A 19611-nucleotide genomic window follows, 5' to 3' on the forward strand; every position below is an offset into this window, starting at 1 on the left:
GACCACACACCCCCGCCCGAGGAGTGGGAGGGGTCCGTACTGGCGCTGCAGCGCCGCAGACGCCTGCTGCCCCGTATAGCCCTGGCCGCCGCGGCCCTGCTCACCGCCGAGACGGCGCTCGTCGTCGCCACCTCGGGGCAGGCCGTCGCGCTCCCGGCGAAGAAGACCCAGGCCCCGGCCCGGCCGGAGAGCGGGAAGGGACCGCGGAGCGCCGCGGACATCCCGTCGGCGAAGGTGGCGGCGCGGTTGTCGGGCCGGCGGGTCGAGGCGCTGTCCGAGCGGACGGAGACCTCGACGACGTGGGTGAACAAGGACGGCAGCCTGACCACCGAGCTGTCGGCCGGCCCGGTCCGCTTCCAGCGCGACGGCGAGTGGGTCGACGTGGACGTCGACCTGGTGCGGCGGTCGGACGGCTCGGTCGAGGCCGCCGCCCACCCGGCGGGGCTGAGCCTGGCGGGCAAGGGCGGCACGCTGCCCAAGTCCCTGGCGGCGGCGGAGAAGGCCCCGGCCCGCGACCTGGTGACGCTGGGGGAGGGCGAGGAGCAGATCACCCTGCAGTGGAAGGGCGGCCTGCCCGCCCCGACCCTGGAGGGCACCCGCGCCACCTACGCCGGTGCGCTGCCGGACGCCGACCTGGTCGTGGAGGCCACCCGGACCGGGTTCGAGCAGTTCGTCGAGATCGACAAGCGGCCGGCCGCGGCGGACTACTCCTACACGCTGCCGCTGAAGACCGACGGGCTGAAGGTCAAGCAGCAGAAGGACGGCAGCCTGCTGTTCACCGACGCCGCCTCGGGCAGGAAGAAGCGGGCGGTGATGCCCGCACCGGTGATGTGGGACGCCGCCGTGGACGAGGTCTCCGGCGAGCACACCAACCGGGCGAAGGTCGACTGGAAGGTCGTTGAGACCGGCGACGGCGTCGACCTGGTCATCACCCCCGACGCCGACTTCCTCGCCGATCCTGACACCAAGTACCCGGTGACGGTGGACCCCTCCACCTCGGCGCTGTCCAACGTCTTCGACACCCTGGTCAAGCGCGGTGAGACCACCGACTGGTCCACCAACACCGAGCTGCACCTGGGCAACCCGGGCACCACCAACCCGGACGGCACCACCCGGCTGTCGCGGTCGTTCATCACCTGGAACACCGCGCCGATCTCCGACGCGCTGGTCACCGGCGCGAAGCTGTCGCTGTGGAACGTCCACTCCGGCAACTCCGACTGCAAGCCGTACGAGTGGACGATCTGGGAGACCGGCGCCCCCTCCACCGCCACCCGGTGGGACAACCAGCCCTCCTGGATCGCCCAGCGCCACTCCTCCACCGAGACCAAGGGCCGCGCGGCCTGCGGCGGGGCGGGCTGGATCAACGCCGACGTCACCACACTGGTGCAGACGTGGGCGTCGGCGAAGACCTCCCGCGGCCACATGGGCCTGCGCGCCGCCACCGACGCGACGACCCACTGGAAGCAGGTCAGCTCCGCCAACGCCGCCGCCAACCCGCCGAAGCTGGTGGTGAACTACAACTACCGGCCGCGCACCGGCACCAAGCAGGAGGCCGGCCCGCCGTACTTCTCCTACAGCGGCGCCTACGTGGTCAACACCACCACGCCCACCCTGCGGGACACCTTCGTCGACGCCGACGGGGACAAGGTCAACGGCACCTTCCAGATCTACGACAACGCCACCAACACCCAGGTCGGCGACGTGATCGTCTCCAAGTACGTGCCCAGCGGCCAGGTCGCCTCCGTCACCGTCCCCGCCGGGGTACTGGCCAACGGCAAGACGTACAGGTTCCGCACCAGCCCGTACGACGGGGCGCACTACAACACCGGCTGGTCGGCGTGGAAGACCTTCACCGTCGACACCACGGCCCCCTCCGCCCCCACCAAAATCACTTCCACAGACTACCCGTCGGGTTCCTGGGTCAAGGGCGCCGGGCAGGCCGGCACCTTCACCGTCACCCCGCCCGCCGGCAGCGACCACAACTGGCTGGAGTGGACACTGGACGGCGTGACCTGGACCAAGGTCGCCACCGGCGGCGCCGGCGCGAACAAGGCCCTCTCCGTCACCCCGCCCAAGGACGGCACCCACACCCTCCAGGTGCGGGCGGTGGACAAGGCCGACAACAAGTCCGACGCGATCGAGTACACCTTCCACGCCGGGCCCGGCGGCTTCCTCCAGCCGGCCGACGGCGAGCGCACCGCGCGCCGCCTGCCGCTGGCCGCCGAGGCCGACGGCAGCAAGTACAACGCCGTGTCCTTCTCCTGGCGTCGCTCCGAGGCGGATGACTGGACGCGCATCCCGGCCGGGGACGTCACCTCGGGCGGCACGGCGCTGACCGCCTGGCCGGTGCCGCTGACGGGCGGCAGGAACGCGCGGCTGGTGTGGAACGCCACCGACACCGTCGACCCCGACGGGTCGGTGCAGATCAAGGCCGACTTCACTGGCCCGGGCAGCGCCTCCGGGGCCACCGAGCCGCTGATCGTCGTCGTCGACCGCAACGCCACCGGCGCCGCCACCAGCGAGGTCGGCCCCGGTTCGGTCAACCTCCTCACCGGCGACTACACCCTCTCCGCCACCGACGCCTCCCACTTCGACATGTCGGTGACCCGTACCGCCTCCTCCCGCACCCCTGACAAGGGCGCGGCGCAGGAGGGTCAGGCACCGATCTTCGGCAAGGAGTGGGTGACCGGCACGGCCGCGGAGCTGACGGAGTCCGACTACACCCACCTGCGCAAGGTCTCCGACACCGCCGTGGACGTGGTGCTGGAGGAGGGCGACGCGATCCACTTCACCGCCAACGCCGCGAAGACCGGCTGGATTTCGGAGCCCGGGGCGGAGGACCTGACCCTCAAGGGCAGCGTGACGGGCACGTTCACCCTCACCGACACCGAGGGCACGGTCACCACCTTCACCAAACCCGACGCGGCGGCGACCGCCTGGCAGGTCTCCTCCACCCTGCTGGACGGCCTGACCAACTCCACCACCACCGTCGTCTCCGAGACGGTGACCGTCGACGGCAAGAAGCTCGCCCGCCCCAAGCGGATCATCGCCCCGACCTCGGCCGCCACGGCCGCGGCCTGCACCGCGGACCCGGCCACCAAGGGCTGCCGGGTGCTGGAGTTCGTCTACGCCACCGCCACCACCGCCACCGCCGACGCCTTCGGCGACTACAGCGGCCAGGCGAAGGAGCTGCGGCTGTGGTCCACCGCCCCCGGTGCGGCGAACGCCACCGCCAAGGCGGTGCAGACCTACGCCTACGACGCCTCCGGCCGGTTGCGCCAGGCATGGAACCCGCTGATCACCCCGGCGCTGAAGACCGAGTACGCCTACGACGCCGCAGGGCGGGTCACCCAGCTCACCCCGCCCGGCGAGCTGCCGTGGACCTTCGCCTACGGCAAGGCCGGCAGCGCCTCCACCGCCGGTGAGGGCATGCTGCTGAAGGCCACCCGGCCGGGTCTGAAGCAGGGCACCGTCGGCACGGTCGAGGGAGAGGCGGCCACCAGCGTCGTCTACGACGTGCCCCTGACCGGCAGCACCGTCGCCCCGCACAACATGGGTGCGAATGACGTCAGGACCTGGGGCCAGCTGGACGCCCCCACCGACGCCACCGCGGTCTTCCCCGCCGACGCCGTCCCCGCCTCCCACACGGGCAGCGCGCTGGCTCCGGCAGCCTACCGGCGGGCCCAGGTGCACTACCTGGGCGTCTCCGGACGCGAGGTCAACTCCGCCGCACCCGGCGGGCACATCTCCACCACCGAGTACGACCGCTTCGGCAACACCGTCCGCGAGCTGTCGGCCGCCAACCGGGCCGTCGCCCTGGGACTGACGGCCGGGGACCGGTCCGTCCAGGCCGATCTGGGCATCGCCCAGCTCACCCCGGCCGAGCGCGCCGACCTGCTGGCGACGAAGTCGGTCTACAACGACACCGGCACCCGGGAACTGGAGGAGTTCGGGCCGCTGCGGCGCGTGGACCTGACCGCCGACCTGAAGTCGGGCACCACCACCCTGGCCCCGGCCGACACCTCGGTCACCGCCCGGAGCTGGACGGTCAACGAGTACGACGCCGGACGCCCGACCGACGGCACCGCCAAGGTCAAGGACCAGGTCACCAAGGTCACCACGGGCGCGCAGGTGCGCGAGCACCCCACCGTCCACGGCGAGACCCGGGTGACGCAGACCGTCTACGACTGGGCCAAGGGCCTGCCGGCCAAGACGATCCAGGACCCGGGTGGTCTGGCCATCACCACGGAGAAGACCTACGACACACAGGGCCGTGAAACGAAGGTCATCGCACCGGGTGCTACCGGCGCCGACGCCGCCACCCGCGTGACAACCTACTGGTCGGCCACCGGCACCGGCGCCTGCGCCGGGCGCCCGGAGTGGGCCGACCTCGTCTGCTCGACCTCGCCCGGCGGCGAGATCACCGGCGGCGGGACCAACCCCGCCCAACTGCCGACCACCACCACCGAGTACGACTGGTGGGGCAACGAGGCCAAGGTCACCGAGACCGCGAACGGTGTCACCCGCACCACCACCACGTCCCACGACGACGCGGGCCGTCCCACCACGGTGAAGACCACCGGCGGGGTCGGGCAGGCGGTGCCGGAGGCCACCACCGAGTACGACCCGGCCACCGGCCAGGAGACCAAGACCGTCTCGCCGACCGGCGGCACGATCACCAAGGTGTACGACCGGCTCGGCCGCCTCATCTCCTACACCGACGCCGACGGCGGGAAGACCATCACCGAGTACGACCTGCTCGACCGCCCGGTGAAGGCCACCGACACCGTCCCGTCCACCGTCACCTACACCTACGACCACACCACCGAGCCCCGCGGCCTGGTGACGAAGACCACCGACTCCGTCGCCGGTGCCTTCTCGGCCACCTACGACGCCGACGGCTCGGTCGTCACCGAGAAACTGCCCGGCGGCTACACCCTCACCGTCACCGAGGACACCACCGGTTCGGCCACCGAGCGCACTTACACCCGCGACAGCGACGGCACCCTGGTCTACTCCGACACCGTGACCGAGTCCGTCCACGGGCAGAACACCAGCCACGCGGGCTGGTCCGGCCAGACCTACCGCTACGACGCGGCAGGCCGCCTCACCATCGTCGAGGACACCGCCGACACGGTCTGCACCCGCCGCGCCTACACCTTCGACGCCCGGACCAACCGCAAGACCCTGACCACCGCGGTCGGCGCGCCCGGCGCCGACTGCCCCACCACCGCAGGCACCACCAAGTCCCATACCTATGACAGCGCCGACCGGATCGTCGACTCCGGCTATGCCTACGACGCGTTCGGCCGCACCACCGCCGCCCCCGGCCAGGGCACCATCGGCTACTACGCCAACGACCTGGTCCACCGGCAGACCGCCGGCGGCAAGCGCCAGACCTGGACCCTGGACGCCGCGCTGCGTTTCCGTTCCTGGACGGTGGAGACGGACAGCGGCAGCACCTGGACGCAGACCGCGTCCAAGCGCAACCACTACGACGGCGACGGCGACAACCCCCGCTGGATCGTGGAGGACGCCGCCACCGGGGCACTGACCCGCAACGTCGACTCCGCCTCCGGCGACCTGGCCGCCACCACCGGCAAGACCGGCGACACCGTCCTGCACCTGTCCGACATCCACGGCGACGTGGCCCTCCAGCTCCCACTGGACACCACCAAGGCCCCCGTCGCCCTGGACAGCGACGAGTACGGCAATCCCCGCCCGGGTCAGCCGGCCACCCGCTACAGCTGGCTCGGTGCCAAGCAGCGCTCCACCGAGACCCTCACCGGCCTCACCCTCATGGGCGTCCGCCTCTACAACCCGGCCACGGGCCGTTTCCTGTCCACCGACCCCGTTCAGGGAGGCAGCGCCAACGCCTACGAATACGCCTACGCGGATCCGCGCAACAAGTACGACCTCGACGGCAGATGGGTTCCGCTGGTCATCGGCGCGGCTCGTCTCGGCATGGCGTGCTTCAGGTACTGCGGCAAGATCTACCGGGGGGCCAAACTTGCCTATCGCGGGTGGCGGGTACGGCGAAAGATCCACAAGTACACTTACACGCGAACCGCATGGGGCCACAGGTGGAGCAGGCCGTACATGCATTCGCACCACCACCTCCGCAATATCACGAGGGGGCGGCCGGTGCGTGATCCGAGAGGCGCGCGCCACGCCATCGCCTGGCGGGCCAAGGGATCGTTCAACGGCCGCCGTGGACACTACGAACTGGTGGTCAACTACAGAACGCGGAAAATCCTGCACCACCAGTTCAGGGGACGGTAGGCTGTGATATTTCACTTCGATCGGGAGCGAACTCCTACGGCCGGGAAGCTTCTCTACCTCGAGGACGAGCAGTCCTTCTTCTTCGAGGAGAACGGCGCCTCCGCGGGACTTGCGGAGAAACAGAACCGGGCGGACATCACGGTGGGGCCGGTGGATCTGAGCATTTCCCTGGCCACCGGCGCCCTACTGTTCGCCACGGGATACGCTCCGCGCCGGTCCTGGAAGTCCGGCAAGGTGACCCCGCCCCCGTACCGAGCTGGGTCCGTCCGAGTTTCCGGGGTGGATTCCATACCCGGCATGGCCGTCCTCGTCGACGACATGCGCCATGATGTCGTCCTGGACGGGAGAACCGGCTGGGTGCTGGTGGCCGGGGCCGCACCCACCAGCGAGGCCCTCCTGTTCGCGGAGGGAACGGTGCTCGGGATCGATGACGCCGGCCACTTCAGCGGTCTGTGGATGAAACCTGAGTTCACCGGTTGATCAGCAGCAGTCATATAGGGCGGCTTCCTCTCCTGCCGGGAGGGAGCCGCCCTTCTGTAGAGCGGAGCACCCCGGCCCACCGGCAGGCCGCCGACGGCAAGCGGCAGCACCCGGACGCAGACCGCCTCCAAGCGCAACCACTACGACGGCGACGACTCCCGCTGGATCGTGGAGGACACCGCCACCGGAGTCCTGACCCGCAACGTCGACTCCGCCGTTTTCTTTCTTGATATCTGGCTGTTTGTTCTGGCTCCGGTCGGTGCCGGTGTCGTTGGTCTTGTGCTGTTCCCGACTTTTCGCCGCAGGCGGGCGGTGAGAAAGGGGAGGCGACCTGAGGGCGGCGGTTCGGCGTAGCCGGTGACGGCTGGTTCCAGGATCCGGATGGTGAGTCTTTCGTCCATCGGGTTGCAAGGGCAAGCGGTCGGGCAACCGGCACAGGTGCCGCAGCGGCCGTCCTGGACGGTTGACCGGGCAGGGGTGCCGGGGCTTCCGGCATTCCTGTTGCACCGCTCGTTGTGGGGGAGGAAGCATGAGCAGACTTCAGAAGGTCGACGGTCCGGCCGGGATCGGGCGGAACCCGGCGGCTCCGGGGAGGCTGGGATTCCGGGTGGCGGTGGTGTTCCGGAACGTGTGGTTCCTGGCCGCGGTGACCGCGGGGACGGCGGTCGCGAGGGGGGGGGGAGGGCCTCCTGTCGTTCGCGGCGGATCTTCCGGCCACGGTCCTGCTGGGTTACGTCCTTGTGGTCCTCTTCTTTCCGCCCGGCGTGAACCACCCGGACACGGCCGGACGGTGGCGTGAGAGGTTTCCGCGTGCCTCGGCCGCCGAGCGGTTCGCCTGGTTCCTGTCCTGGCTGGCCGCCGGGGTCGTGGTGGTGTTCGCAGTGGGGATCGTCTGCGGCCTGGTCTTCTTCGGGGGAGGCCTGGCCGGCCTTCTGGACGGGGCCGTCTCCCTTCTGCTCGATCCGGTCTCCGCCGTGCCAGCGGCGGTTCTGGCGGCCTGGTGCGCGCTGTCCCCGGTGGTGTGGCCGGTCAGGGGGCGTTATCTGCGGTGCTGGAGTCTGCGCCGCGGGCCACGGGAGGCGGCGGCCGGCCGACCGTGATCCGGATCACGGTCGGCCGGGTGTGCGGCCGTGTGATGGGCGGGGCAGCCCCTTCGGCACGGACATGCATGAAGGCGGCGGGGACGGGAACGGCTCGCGCGCGGGCGGCTGACCGCACGAACCGGTACGCCTCTCAGCAGGACTGCTCGATGTAGAGCAGTCTCCTTCCGTCGTCGGACTGTCCGCGAAAAGCCGCGTAGCCGGGGTGGTCCTCGCGGCCGAGGCGGTCTTCGACCTCGGCCCACGCCGCTTCCCTGTCCTGCGCCGCCGTCCCGACGCGGCGCAGGACATCGCCCGCGCCGTCACCGATGATCACCACGTCGGCCCGGCGCATGAGCCGCCTGGCCATCCGGGCGTCGAGCGGGTGCTTGGTCAGCACCCATGCGTCGCCGTCGCCGTCGACGAGAAGTCCTGCGGTCGCCGGAGACGGGACGAACTCGCCACCGGTCTCCTCCGCCGGCCCCAGCGACTGCAGCATCCGCGCGAAGCCTCCGCCGCGGCGAGATGATTTCTTCGGCATGCGGACAAGTCTCCCGCCCCCGGCCCCGGAGCACCACATCCACAAACCCGTCGGCATCATGTGCGGTATCCCGACACCCTCTGGTCCTGCGTCACTGCCGTGCGCGGTGTCACGGCCGTCGTGGCTACGCGTGGGATGTGAGAGCGGATGAGGCCGTCGCCGCGTTTGGCGTCTGGACAGCCGAGCAAAAACGCCTCTGACTATCAAGAGCGGGGATGCCGAAGTCCTTGTTCTCGCCGAAGTCGGGAGAGATGCATGAGTTTGGGGGAGTGGGGGCTCACCCTTCTGGGGGTGTTCTCCGCTGTGGCCGCCTATTCGAGGGTGGAGCAGCCTTGGAAGTTCAAGTGGATCCTGTCGGCGGGTGTTTTCGGTGTCCTGTTGACGGGGATCGCCTTCGGCGGGTCCGGGGCCGGGGTGTACGTTCCGTTCATCTCCTTGATCGTGGCCGGGGGGATCGTGGACGGCCTGTGGGTCTCCGGGGTGTGGCGTCCGGGCAGCCGGTCGGCGGCGCGGAGCCGGGGTCGCCGCTGAAGCCTGCGGCCCGGTCGCCCCTGCGGCCTCCGGATGGAACGACAGTGAGCGCAGCAGGTTCTTCGGAGACAAGCACCGTGGCCGCCAGGGCATCCTGAGCCGCAGGAACCGGGGTGTGGAACGGAGCGCCGTAGGCTTCGAGAAGACGCTCGGTGTCGAAGCCGCCCGCACCGTGTTCGGAGCGGAGTCGGGCGGAGGCAGGCACCGGGATCCACACGCGGGGAGGTTCCGTGACGGACGCGGGGAGAGGTGCGAGGCCTCCCGTGGTGGCGCGGGCGGAGGCGGCCCTGCGCGCCCTCGGGACGCCGGTCGCCGCTTTCGCCCGGCGCGATGTCGAGGGGGGCAGTTGGTTCGCCGACTGGAGCGGTGACATCTCCGGCTCCGACGTGTACATCGGGCTGATGGGAGGATCGCCGGCCGCGTCGTCGGTGCGCCTGCTTCTCGACGACTGGGTGTTCGACGATGTGGCCGGCGGGGACGTCGGGGAACTGCTCCTGGGCATTTTCTCCGGCCAGGCGACCATCACGAGACAGCGTTCCTTCCCGTTCTCCTCCATCGTGGTTCTGGAACATGCCGTCGGGGGCGTCCGCTACTCCGCCACGAGACGCCTCGGTTCGGACGAGGAACCACAGCCCTGGGAGCGGCCTTTGATCGCCGAGTGAGAGAGGAAGCGGGTGGATGGGTGCTGCGGTTTCCGGCCAGGGGGCTGCACCTGTATACGTGCAAGCTGTCTGCCCCCTTCGAGGGACACGGACGGCGACGCGCGGCCCCGGCAGATCACCGCCACGGCCGAGCACCCCTTCCACGCTTGGGGACAGGGAGGGTCAACGAGTCCGAACCGCACACCGGGGAACGTCCGGTGACCCCGGACGGGCCTATGCCCACCGTCACAGGCACCAGCCGTACTCGGGCGGTCCACATCGTCCGGTCCTCTGCCAGGGGAGCAGGTGGCGAGGTCGCGCATAGTGTGGCCTCGCCACCCTTACCGGGGGGGGAGGGAACGTGGGGGACATGACCGCCAGGGCGCGCGTGGCAGACCTCGTCGTCGCGTACGCGGTCCTGGTCGACGCGACCAACGCGTGCGACGCCCTGGACGAGGTGGTCGTGGCCGCCGACACCTGGGCCTCGGCCGCGGACCTCATCCGGGCCTGCGGCTATCTCAAGGTCCCAAGGCGGGCCACGAGCGGCGGGATCGCGGCAGAGGCGGTCGAAGCGGCCCTCGCGGCCCCCGGAACGGTCTTCCGGAAACGCTTCATGTCGGACACACCGTGGGCACCCGCCGCGAGGTGAGAGAAGGGCCCGCCTCCGCGGGGCGGTGCGACGGAAGAAGCACGCGTCCCCGCGTCCGGACGTCACATCGGCTGGAACGGCTGGAGACCACGAGCGTTCAGAGCCCTCCCGAAGACATCGTCACCGCACCGCACCGCCCGGCTTCCGTCGGCCGACCGTGATCCGGGTCACGCTCCACCGGGCGGCCGGGGGCGCGGCCGTACGATGGGCGGGACGGCGCGCATCCCGTCCCGGGAGCGCGACCCTACCCACCTTCGAGGAGTCGGCACCGTGCTGCGCACCATGTTCAAGTCGAAGATCCACCGTGCCACGGTCACCGAGGCGGATCTCCACTACGTGGGGTCCGTCACGATCGACGCGGACCTGATGGAGGCCGCCGACCTGCTGCCCGGAGAGCTGGTCCACATCGTCGACATCACCAACGGCGCCCGCCTGGAGACCTACGTCATCGAGGGGCGGCGTGGCTCCGGGGTGATCGGGATCAACGGCGCGGCCGCGCATCTGGTCCACCCCGGGGACCTGGTGATCCTCATCAGCTACGCGCAGATGGACGACGCCGAGGCCCGCTCCCACCGGCCCGCGGTGGTGCACGTCGACGCGGACAACCGCATCGTGGAGCTGGGCAGCGACCCGTCCGAGCCGGTGCCCGGCAGCGACACGGTGCGCAGCCCGATGGCCATGGTCTGAGCCACCCGGCGCTCCGCTCCCGCACCCGCGTACAGGACAGAGCGAGGGCCCCGCCGCTCCCCGGAGGGAGCAGTGGGGCCCTCGACACGTCACGCTTGGCGCCCTCAGTTCTTGCCGGCGAACTTCTCACTGACGCCCTCCAGGACGCCCTCGGCCTCCTCGCCCAGCCGTGGACCGGCCAGCCAGGTGTGGTCGATCGTGCCGATGGAGGTGACCGACACCAGCGTCTGCTCACCGGAGGCCCCCTCGGCGAACCAGCCGCCGCCCGAGGAGCCGCCGGTCATGGTGCAGCCGATGCGGTACATCGTGGACTCCGACTCGCTCAGGGTCAGCCGGCCCGGACGGTCGGTGCAGGTGTGCATGGTGAGTCCGTCGAAGGGCGGGGCGGCGGGGTAGCCGTAGGCCCGCACCGAGGAGAGCGAGGCCACCGACGGCTTGCCGAAGTCGACCGGCACGGCGGTGCCGACGGTCTCCTCCAGCGACTTGCCGCCCTTGTCCTCGGCCTCCACCCGCAGCACGGCGAAGTCCTGCGAGGCGCCCAGACCGCCCGTCTCGGCGCCGTTGGAGATCCAGTGCTCGGTCGTCTGCGCCCAGGTCGCCCAGAACACGCCGTGCGGCGCGACCTCGGCCGGGGACGCCTGCTCCAACCGGGACGCCTTCAGCGCCGAGTCGTTGTACGCGGGCACGAAGACGACGTTGCGGAACCAGCCGCCGGCGGAGCCCGCGTGCACGCAGTGCCCGGCGGTGGCCACCAGGTCGGACTTCCCCGGGTTGCGGGGGTCCTCGACGACGGTGCCGGAGCAGACCATGGGGCCCTTGGGGGTGTCCATGAACACCTTGCCCACCGCCGGGGAGTTCTCGCGGTACGGCGCCGTGACCGGCCGGGCCTTCCTCGGCGCGGGATCGGGGTCGGTGACGCCCTCGTCCCCCTCACCGCCCGCGCTCCCGTCGCCGGCGTCGGGGTCGACCCTGCGGTCGTTCTCCTCGGCGTCCTTCATCCGGTCCGGGTCCCACAGGCCCTCGATGATCGGGTTGACGAAGTCCCTGGCCTCACGCAGCCAGTCGTCCTCGTCCCAGTTCCGCCACTCCCCGTTCTTCCACTTCTCGGGATCGAAGTCCTTCAGGGCGGCGGGCAGTTCCTTCGGCAGGCGGAGACCGTCGATGCCGGGTCCGCCCTCCCCGTCCGGCGCGGTGGCGCTGGGACCGGCCTGCGCACCGGACCCGTCCTCGGCGGGGCCGCACGCGGTGGCCGTGACGGCCAGGGCCGCGGCTATCGCCGCTGCGGCCAGCGCGGACCGCCTCCTGCTCGTAGCTGACATGGACTGACAATCCCCCTGAGACGGAACGCTCGCTGCACATACCGGTCTGCCATGGGCCCCGCCGAACGAGGCGGGCCCCACTATGCCGGTGCTGCGGGGGACGGCGCGCGGCGGGTCCGCGGTTCCGACTCGCCCCCGGAGGAAACGATCTCGCCCCGGACCGTGATCCGGCGGGGGCGGCGTCGTTGGTACGGGCGGAGATGCGGCGCCGCTCGTAACGGCGACGCCGTGCCACGGGAACCGGACGACCACGCACCGGTGCGGTGCCCTCACCCCCAGGGAGACTTCCGTGAACGCATGTCCCGCTCCGGACGGGAGGACGACGCAGGAGGCGGCGGCCCCGGCGGGAGGACGGCCCGTCGTGGTCGCGGAACCCGCCGTGGTCGCGGATCCCGCGGACCCCGTCGTACCCCGGCAGTCGAGCCGTGCCGTGCCACAGGCGCACACCGGAGAGCGGAAGGCGGACGACCCGCTGGAGCACCCCGACCCGGTCGCGGCCGCCGACGCCGCGGCCGCCGAGAACCTGCTGCGCTGCTGGGTGAGGGAGAACGACCTGCCCCGGCCCGGCGGCTCCGGCGGATCAGGCGGCCCCGGTGGCGGGAGCGTCCTCCGCGTCGCCCTGGCCTCCTGCGGCCTGGTACTGCGGGTACCGGTCCGCCACTGGTCCGCCACCGGCTGGCACCGCTTCGGCCCGCCGGCCCTGGAGGGCGCCGCGCCCGGCACCGCCCCCGTCGACGCGGTGACGCTGGCCGCCCTGCTGGCGCGGGAGGCCGCGCACCGCGGCCCCGCGGTGCCGGGGCCCGTCGCGGGGGAGGGCGCGGAACTGGTCGGCCGGGTCGCCGACTCCGTACGCCGTACCGCCGTCTTCCTCGCCGACCGCCGTGCCCGCCCCGAAGCGCCGTCCGCCGCCGACCCGTTCCTGGACGGCGAGCAGTCCCTGGTCCTCGGGCACCCGCTGCACCCGGTGCCCAAGAGCCGTGAAGGGCTCACCGACGCGGAGGCGCGCGCCTGGTCCCCCGAGCTGCGCGGATCCTTCCCCCTGCACTGGATGGCCGTCGACCGCTCCGTCCTGGCCTCCGACTCGGCCTGGACCGACCGCGGCCGGACCGTGCCCGCCGAACGGATCGCCGCCGAGCTGGCCGGGCCCGGGCTGCGCCTGCCCGAGGGGACGGTCCCCCTTCCGCTGCACCCCTGGCAGGCCCGCGAGGTGCGGCACCGACCCGCCGTCGCGGCGCTGCTGGAGGCAGGTCTGCTGCACGACCTCGGCCCGCACGGCGACCCCTGGCACCCGACCTCCTCCGTGCGCACCGTCCACCGGCCCGGCGTACCGGCGATGCTCAAGCTCTCGCTGGGTCTGCGGATCACCAACTCCCGCCGGGAGAACCTCCGCAAGGAGCTGCACCGGGGAGTGGAGGTGCACCGGCTGCTGCGCACCGGCCTGGGCGCGCGCTGGCGGGCCGCCTTCCCCGGCCGCCCGGGCTTCGACATCGTGCGCGACCCCGCCTGGCTCGCCGTCGACGACGGCGACGGCGACGGGGAGCCGGTGGCAGGGCTGGACACCGTCATCCGGCACAACCCCTTCGGGCCCGGCGACGACGCCGTGTGCCTGGCCGGGCTGACCTCCCCCCGGCCCTGGCCCGGCGATCCCCGCGGCGCGCTCCGCTCCCGGCTGGCCGACGCCGTCACCCGGCTCGCGGCCCGTACGGGGCGGCCGGTGGCCACCGTCGCAGCCGAGTGGTTCCTGCGCTACCTCCACACCGTCGTGCGCCCCGTGCTGTGGCTGGACGCCGAGGCGGGCGTCGCCCTGGAGGCGCACCAGCAGAACACCGTGGTCCTGCTCGACGGCGACGGCTGGCCGGTGGGCGGCCGCTACCGCGACAACCAGGGGTACTACTTCCGCGAGTCCCACCGCGAGGCGCTCCGGCGGCGCCTGCCGGGCATCGGGGCCGACAGCGACACCTTCGTCGCCGACGAGGTCGTCGACGAGCGCTTCGCCTACTACCTGGGCGTCAACAACGTGCTGGGCCTGATCGGGGCGTTCGGCTCCCAGGGCCTGGCCGACGAGAGGCTGCTGCTCGCCGCGCTGCGCCGCTTCCTCACCGACGCCGACCGCCCCGCCGACGGCTCCGGCGAGGGTGCCGGCCGTTCACCGCTGCCCGCCCTGCTGCTGCACTCCCCGGTCCTGCGGTGCAAGGCCAACCTCCTCACCCGGCTGCACGGACTGGACGAGCTGGTCGGACCGGTGGACACCCAGTCCGTCTACGTCACCGTCACCAACCCCCTGGTGAAGCCCTGAACCGCACAGGAGGCACCGCCATGACCACCGGTGTTCCACCGGCCTGCCCCGCACCCGCCGCACCCGCCGCACCCGCCGCACCCGCCGTGTCCGCCGTATCCGCTGCCGCGCGCGTCGCGGCAGCGGACACGGCGGTCCCGGTGACCCCGTACGCCCCGTCGGCCGCCGGCACCGACGACACCCTCGACCTGCGGCTGCCCACCGGTCCGGCGAGTGGCCCGTCCACCGGCCCGTACCGTGCGCCGTACGGGCCGGTGCCGGAGCCCGCGGCGCGGCCGGACCTGCTGGACACCGTCGCCGACTGGGGGCCGGTCACCACGGCCGCCGGAGTCTTCCGGCTCGTCCCCGTCCGCATCGAACGCGATCTGCGGCTGGTCACCGCCTGGATGAACGACCCCGCGGTGGCGGCCTTCTGGCACCTGGCCGGCCCCGCCGAGACCACCGCCGCGCATCTGCGGGCCCAGGTGGACGGCGACGGGCGCAGCGTGCCGTGCCTGGGAGTCCTCTCGGGCGTCCCCATGAGCTACTGGGAGGTCTACCGCGCCGATCTCGACCCGCTCGCCCGGTACCACCCGGTGCGCCCGCACGACACCGGGCTGCACCTGCTGATCGGCGCGGCGGCGGACCGGGGGCGCGGTGTCGGCACGGTGCTGCTGCGGGCGGTCTCCGACCTCGTCCTGGACCGGCGGCCGGCGTGCGGCCGCGTCATCGCCGAACCCGACATCCGCAACGTCCCGTCCGTCGCGGCCTTCCTGCGGGCGGGCTTCCGGCTGGCGGCCGAGGCCGAACTCCCGGGCAAACGGGCCGCCGTGGTGGTCCGCGACCGGGCGCTGCGCCATGCCCTGTGACTGCCCCGGGTGAGCTGTGGGCCGTACCGGCCACGGCTGTCGGCGGCGCCGCGTAAGGTGGCGGTCCTATGACCAAGCCCGCCCTCACCGACCTCCTCCACGCCGCGGTCACCGCCGTCGGAGGCACCGAGCGACCCGGCCAGGTCGCCATGGCCGAAGCCGTGGCCGAGGCCATCGACAGCAACGTCCACCTGCTGGTCCAGGCGGGCACCGGGACCGGCAAGTCGCTGGGCTACCTGGTGCCCGCCCTGGCGCACGGCGAGCGCACGGTCATCGCGACCGCGACGCTCGCCCTGCAGCGGCAGCTGGTCGAACGCGACCTGCCGCGCACGGTGGAGGCACTCCATCCGCTGCTGCGCCGCCGACCCGAGTACGCCATGCTCAAGGGACGCTCCAACTACCTGTGCCTGCACCGCCTCCACGAGGGGGTGCCGCAGGACGACGAGGACGGCCTCTTCGACCCCTTCGAGGCCGCGGCCCCCACCAGCCGGCTGGGCAAGGACCTGCTGAGGCTGCGGGACTGGGCGGACGAGACCGAGACCGGCGACCGCGACGACCTCACCCCGGGCGTCTCCGACCGTGCCTGGTCCCAGGTGTCGGTCTCCTCGCGGGAGTGCCTGGGCGCCACCCGCTGCGCCTACGGGGCGGAGTGCTTCGCGGAGGCGGCGCGCGAGCGGGCCAAGCTCGCCGAGGTGATCGTCACCAACCACGCGCTGCTGGCCATCGACGCCATCGAGGGTGCGCCGGTGCTCCCCGGCCACGAGGTCCTGATCGTCGACGAGGCGCACGAACTGGTCTCCCGGGTCACCGGGGTGGCCACCGGCGAACTGACGCCCGGCGGGGTCAACCGGGCGGTGCGCCGTGCGGCCAAGCTGGTCGACGAGAAGGAAGCCGACCGGCTCCAGACGGCCGCGGAGGGCTTCGAGCGGCTGATGGAGCTGGCGCTGCCGGGCCGGCTTGAGGAGATCCCCGAGGACCTCGGATACGCCCTGACGGCGCTGCGCGACGCGGCCCGCGCGGTCATCACCGCGCTGGGCAACACCCGCGACCGGTCCGTCCAGGACGAGGATGCCGTCCGCCGCCAGGCCCTGGCGTCGGTGGAGAACGTCCACGCGGTCGCCGAGCGCATCGTGCAGGGTTCGGAGTACGACGTCGTCTGGTACGAGCGCCACGACCGCTACGGGGCCTCGCTGCGGGTCGCCCCGCTGGCGGTCTCCGGGCTGCTGCGGGAGAAGCTGTTCGAGGACCGGTCGGTGGTCCTGGCCTCCGCCACGCTCAAGCTCGGCGGAGACTTCGACGGGGTGGGCGCCTCCCTGGGGCTGAGCCCGGAGGGACGGGTCACCGAGGCCGGTGGCGCGGCCGAGCGCTCCGGTGGTGCCGCGGAGACCCGGGGCGCGGGCCCCGCCGCAGGCGAGGACGGGGACGGCGAGGACGGGGACGGCCCAGCGGAGGCGGACGCCGGGGTTCCGCAGTGGCGGGGGCTGGACGTCGGCTCGCCCTTCGACTACCGCAGGCAGGGCATCCTCTACGTCGCCCAGCACCTGTCACCGCCCGGCCGGGAGGGCAGCCGCGGCGACATGCTGGACGAGCTGACCGAGCTGGTCCAGGCGGCCGGGGGACGCACGCTCGGGCTGTTCTCCTCGATGCGGGCCGCCCAGGCGGCCGCGGAGGAACTGCGCGGACGGCTGGACGTACCCGTACTGCTGCAGGGCGAGGAGACCCTGGGCGAGCTGATCCGCCGCTTCGCCGCGGACGCCGAGACCTGCCTGTTCGGGACGCTGTCGCTGTGGCAGGGGGTGGACGTGCCGGGCCCGAACTGCCAGCTGGTGGTGATGGACCGCATCCCGTTCCCGCGCCCCGACGATCCGCTGATGAGCGCCCGGCAGAAGGCGGTGGAGGAGGCGGGCGGCAACGGCTTCATGGCGGTGGCCGCCACTCACGCCGCGCTGCTGATGGCGCAGGGGGCGGGCCGTCTGGTGCGGGCGACGGGGGACCGGGGCGTGGTGGCGGTGCTGGATCCGCGGCTGGCCCGGGCCCGGTACGGGAGCTTCCTGCGGGCCTCGATGCCGGACTTCTGGTACACCACCGACCGCAACCAGGTGCGTCGTTCACTGGCGGCCATCGACGCCGCGGCCAGGGAGGGCGCGTAGGAGCGCGTAGGGCAGAGCAGCCGGGCAGGGCAGGCGGGGGTGGGTGGGCAAGATCCCGGCGGGGGCCCGGAGCCTTGAGCTCCCGCCGGGGTGCGGCCGGGCCCCGGGACCGGCGCAGTGGTCCCGGGGCGGTCTGTTCCGGCCTCCGTGAGGCCGTCTCGTGAGGCCGACGTGCGGTCGGCGCGTCAGACGCGCCGCAGCACCGCGACGACCTTGCCGAGGATGGTGGCCTCGTCGCCGGGGATCGGCTGGTAGGCGGAGTTGTGGGGGATCAGCCACACATGCCCGTCCTCGCGCTTGAAGCGCTTGACGGTCGCCTCGCCGTCCAGCATGGCGGCGACGATGTCGCCGTTCTCCGCGACCGGCTGGCGGCGCACCGTGACCCAGTCGCCGTCGCAGATCGCCGCGTCGACCATGGAGTCACCCACGACCTTGAGCACGAACAGCTCGCCGTCGCCGACGAGCTGGCGGGGCAGGGGGAAGACGTCCTCCACCGACTCCTCGGCCAGGATCGGGCCTCCGGCGGCGATCCGGCCGACCAGGGGGACGTAGGAGGCGGCGGGCTTGCCGGTGGTGTCGGTGGTCTGGCTGGTGGGCGCGTCCGAGGCGCGCACCTCGTAGGCGCGGGGCCGGTGCGGGTCGCGCCGCAGGAAGCCCTTGCGTTCCAGTGCCATCAGCTGGTGGGCCACGGAGGAGGTGGAGGACAGGCCGACGGCCTGGCCGATCTCCCGCATCGACGGCGGGTAGCCGCGGCGCTGCACCGAGTCGCGGATCACCTCGATCACCCGGCGCTGCCGGTCCGTCAGCCCGGAGCTGTCGGCGCGGATCCCCGGTGGGCGGCCGGGCAGCGAGCGGGTGGGCTTGGGGGCCCCCGCGCCGTTCGCGTCGCCGGATGCGCCGGGAACGGCGTTTGCTTCCTGCACATGATCGGCCCGGCCCCGGGAACTGTCCCGTGGGGTGATGGTGGCGCTCTCTGCGGTGGTGGTCACGTCGGCCCCTCTCAAGCGGTTCTCCCTGGTTGGACAACGGTAGGTGCTTTCGAAAGGTTGCGCCAAACACACGTTCGAGTGAAATTTCGCAGATTAGCTGACGTGATCGATGAGGGCGGTGTATGAGCCGCAGATCGCCTCCGATCACTACGGTAGCCTCTCGTACGTTTGCCGTTCCGGCGTTTCCGACACGCAAGGCGTGTTCGTCGAGCAGCCACCAGATGTAGTGGTTAGATGTTCGGCAGCCACCCAGAAGTTGTGGTCCCCGGTCCTGAAGGACGGCGGGCATCACCTATGCTGGTGGCCGCTTCGGGGCCCGCCCACCGGGTACTCGAACGCGTGTCCAATGCTGTTCTGCTGCGCCGCTCATGCTGCGCCACCGAGGGTGAAGGAGGGTGGGAAGCGATGCACTGCCCCTTCTGCCGGCACCCCGACAGCCGCGTCGTCGACAGCCGCACCACCGACGACGGCACCGCGATCCGCCGACGCCGTCAGTGTCCGCACTGCTCCCGCCGCTTCACGACGGTGGAGAACGCGTCGTTGATGGTCATCAAGCGGAGCGGGGTCACCGAGCCCTTCAGCCGGGACAAGGTGATCGCCGGGGTGCGCAAGGCGTGCCAGGGACGTCCGGTCACCGAGGACGCGCTCGCCAAGCTGGGCCAGCGGGTCGAGGAGGCGGTACGCGCCACCGGGAGCGCCGAGCTGTCCACGCACGACGTCGGGCTGGCCATACTCGGCCCGCTGCGCGAGCTGGACCTCGTGGCGTACCTGCGCTTCGCCTCCGTCTACCGGGCGTTCGACTCGCTGGAGGACTTCGAGGCCGCGATCGCCGAGCTGCGCGGGGAGCGGACGCCGGCGGACGGCGGCTCGGGTGGAGGCGACGGCGCCCCGGGCGGAACCACGGCCGCGGGAGCCGGAGACCGCGGCGGAGCCGGGGAGACCGGAGACGGAAGTGACGGCGGGGGCGGATGTGACGGCGGGGGCGGCGAGAACCCCGCCGCCCCGCCCGCGCCACTGGCCGCCGGAAGCTGAGCGGCCCCGCACGGACCTGACCGGAGCGCGACGCGCTCCGGCCATCGAAACGAACACCACACCCCGGGAAGTGCGGGGTGTGTCAGG

General features: G+C 72.3%; 13 protein-coding genes. 10 read left to right on the forward strand and 3 right to left on the reverse strand.

Features of this window, described 5'->3' with window-relative positions; translation table 11 throughout:
* Positions 1-63 precede the first annotated feature (63 nt).
* From BMY40_RS22845 to BMY40_RS22855, 3 genes are all read left to right on the forward strand, one after another.
* Positions 64-6282, forward strand: a complete 6219-nt coding sequence (locus BMY40_RS22845) for a DNRLRE domain-containing protein (protein WP_425443163.1) — start codon at positions 64-66, stop codon at positions 6280-6282.
* A 297-nt stretch (positions 6283-6579) separates the two neighbouring features.
* Positions 6580-6762, forward strand: a complete 183-nt coding sequence (locus BMY40_RS27790; protein WP_143071802.1) for a hypothetical protein — start codon at positions 6580-6582, stop codon at positions 6760-6762.
* A 764-nt stretch (positions 6763-7526) separates the two neighbouring features.
* Complete coding sequence (locus BMY40_RS22855; protein WP_143071803.1) at positions 7527-7862, forward strand: hypothetical protein; 336 nt, start codon at positions 7527-7529, stop codon at positions 7860-7862.
* Positions 7863-7995: 133 nt separating this feature from the next.
* Here the strand turns inward: BMY40_RS22855 and BMY40_RS22860 are convergent, their stop codons facing one another.
* Positions 7996-8382, reverse strand: a complete 387-nt coding sequence (locus BMY40_RS22860; RefSeq protein ID WP_143071804.1) for a hypothetical protein — start codon at positions 8380-8382, stop codon at positions 7996-7998.
* A 794-nt stretch (positions 8383-9176) separates the two neighbouring features.
* Here BMY40_RS22860 and BMY40_RS22870 point away from each other — a divergent pair.
* From BMY40_RS22870 to panD, 3 genes are all read left to right on the forward strand, one after another.
* Entirely contained in the window at positions 9177-9575 is a 399-nt protein-coding gene (locus tag BMY40_RS22870; protein ID WP_093662661.1) for a hypothetical protein, read from the forward strand.
* 349 nt (positions 9576-9924) lie between these two features.
* The gene (locus tag BMY40_RS22875; protein ID WP_093662663.1) at positions 9925-10203 is read left to right on the forward strand and encodes a hypothetical protein; all 279 of its coding nucleotides are present in this window, start codon (positions 9925-9927) and stop codon (positions 10201-10203) included.
* Positions 10204-10473: 270 nt separating this feature from the next.
* Positions 10474-10890 carry an aspartate 1-decarboxylase gene (gene panD, locus BMY40_RS22880; protein ID WP_093662665.1) on the forward strand — a complete coding sequence of 139 codons (417 nt, stop codon included), beginning with the start codon at positions 10474-10476 and terminating at the stop codon, positions 10888-10890.
* A 104-nt stretch (positions 10891-10994) separates the two neighbouring features.
* Here panD and BMY40_RS22885 read toward each other — a convergent pair whose 3' ends face one another.
* On the reverse strand, positions 10995-12209 hold the full coding sequence (locus BMY40_RS22885) for a trypsin-like serine peptidase (RefSeq protein ID WP_093662667.1): 1215 nt from the start codon (positions 12207-12209) through the stop codon (positions 10995-10997).
* Between the two features lie 289 nt (positions 12210-12498).
* Here BMY40_RS22885 and BMY40_RS22890 point away from each other — a divergent pair, with 289 nt between their 5' ends.
* From BMY40_RS22890 to BMY40_RS22900, 3 genes are all read left to right on the forward strand, one after another.
* On the forward strand, positions 12499-14505 hold the full coding sequence (locus BMY40_RS22890) for an IucA/IucC family protein (protein ID WP_093662669.1): 2007 nt from the start codon (positions 12499-12501) through the stop codon (positions 14503-14505).
* Positions 14506-14645: 140 nt separating this feature from the next.
* A complete protein-coding gene (locus tag BMY40_RS22895; protein ID WP_245770261.1) occupies positions 14646-15353 on the forward strand; it encodes a GNAT family N-acetyltransferase in 708 nt (235 codons plus the stop codon).
* Positions 15354-15421: 68 nt separating this feature from the next.
* Positions 15422-17503, forward strand: coding sequence for an ATP-dependent DNA helicase (locus BMY40_RS22900; RefSeq protein WP_093662673.1), 2082 nt, complete (start codon positions 15422-15424; stop codon positions 17501-17503).
* Between the two features lie 185 nt (positions 17504-17688).
* Here BMY40_RS22900 and lexA read toward each other — a convergent pair whose 3' ends face one another.
* Positions 17689-18426, reverse strand: a complete 738-nt coding sequence (lexA, locus tag BMY40_RS22905; protein WP_412711518.1) for a transcriptional repressor LexA — start codon at positions 18424-18426, stop codon at positions 17689-17691.
* A gap of 471 nt (positions 18427-18897) precedes the next feature.
* Between lexA and nrdR the strand changes: the two genes are divergently transcribed.
* Positions 18898-19524 carry a transcriptional regulator NrdR gene (gene nrdR / locus BMY40_RS22910; protein WP_093662676.1) on the forward strand — a complete coding sequence of 209 codons (627 nt, stop codon included), beginning with the start codon at positions 18898-18900 and terminating at the stop codon, positions 19522-19524.
* Positions 19525-19611: the final 87 nt, after the last annotated feature.

Source organism: Streptomyces radiopugnans (assembly GCF_900110735.1).
In the GTDB taxonomy this organism is placed as follows: domain Bacteria; phylum Actinomycetota; class Actinomycetes; order Streptomycetales; family Streptomycetaceae; genus Streptomyces; species Streptomyces radiopugnans.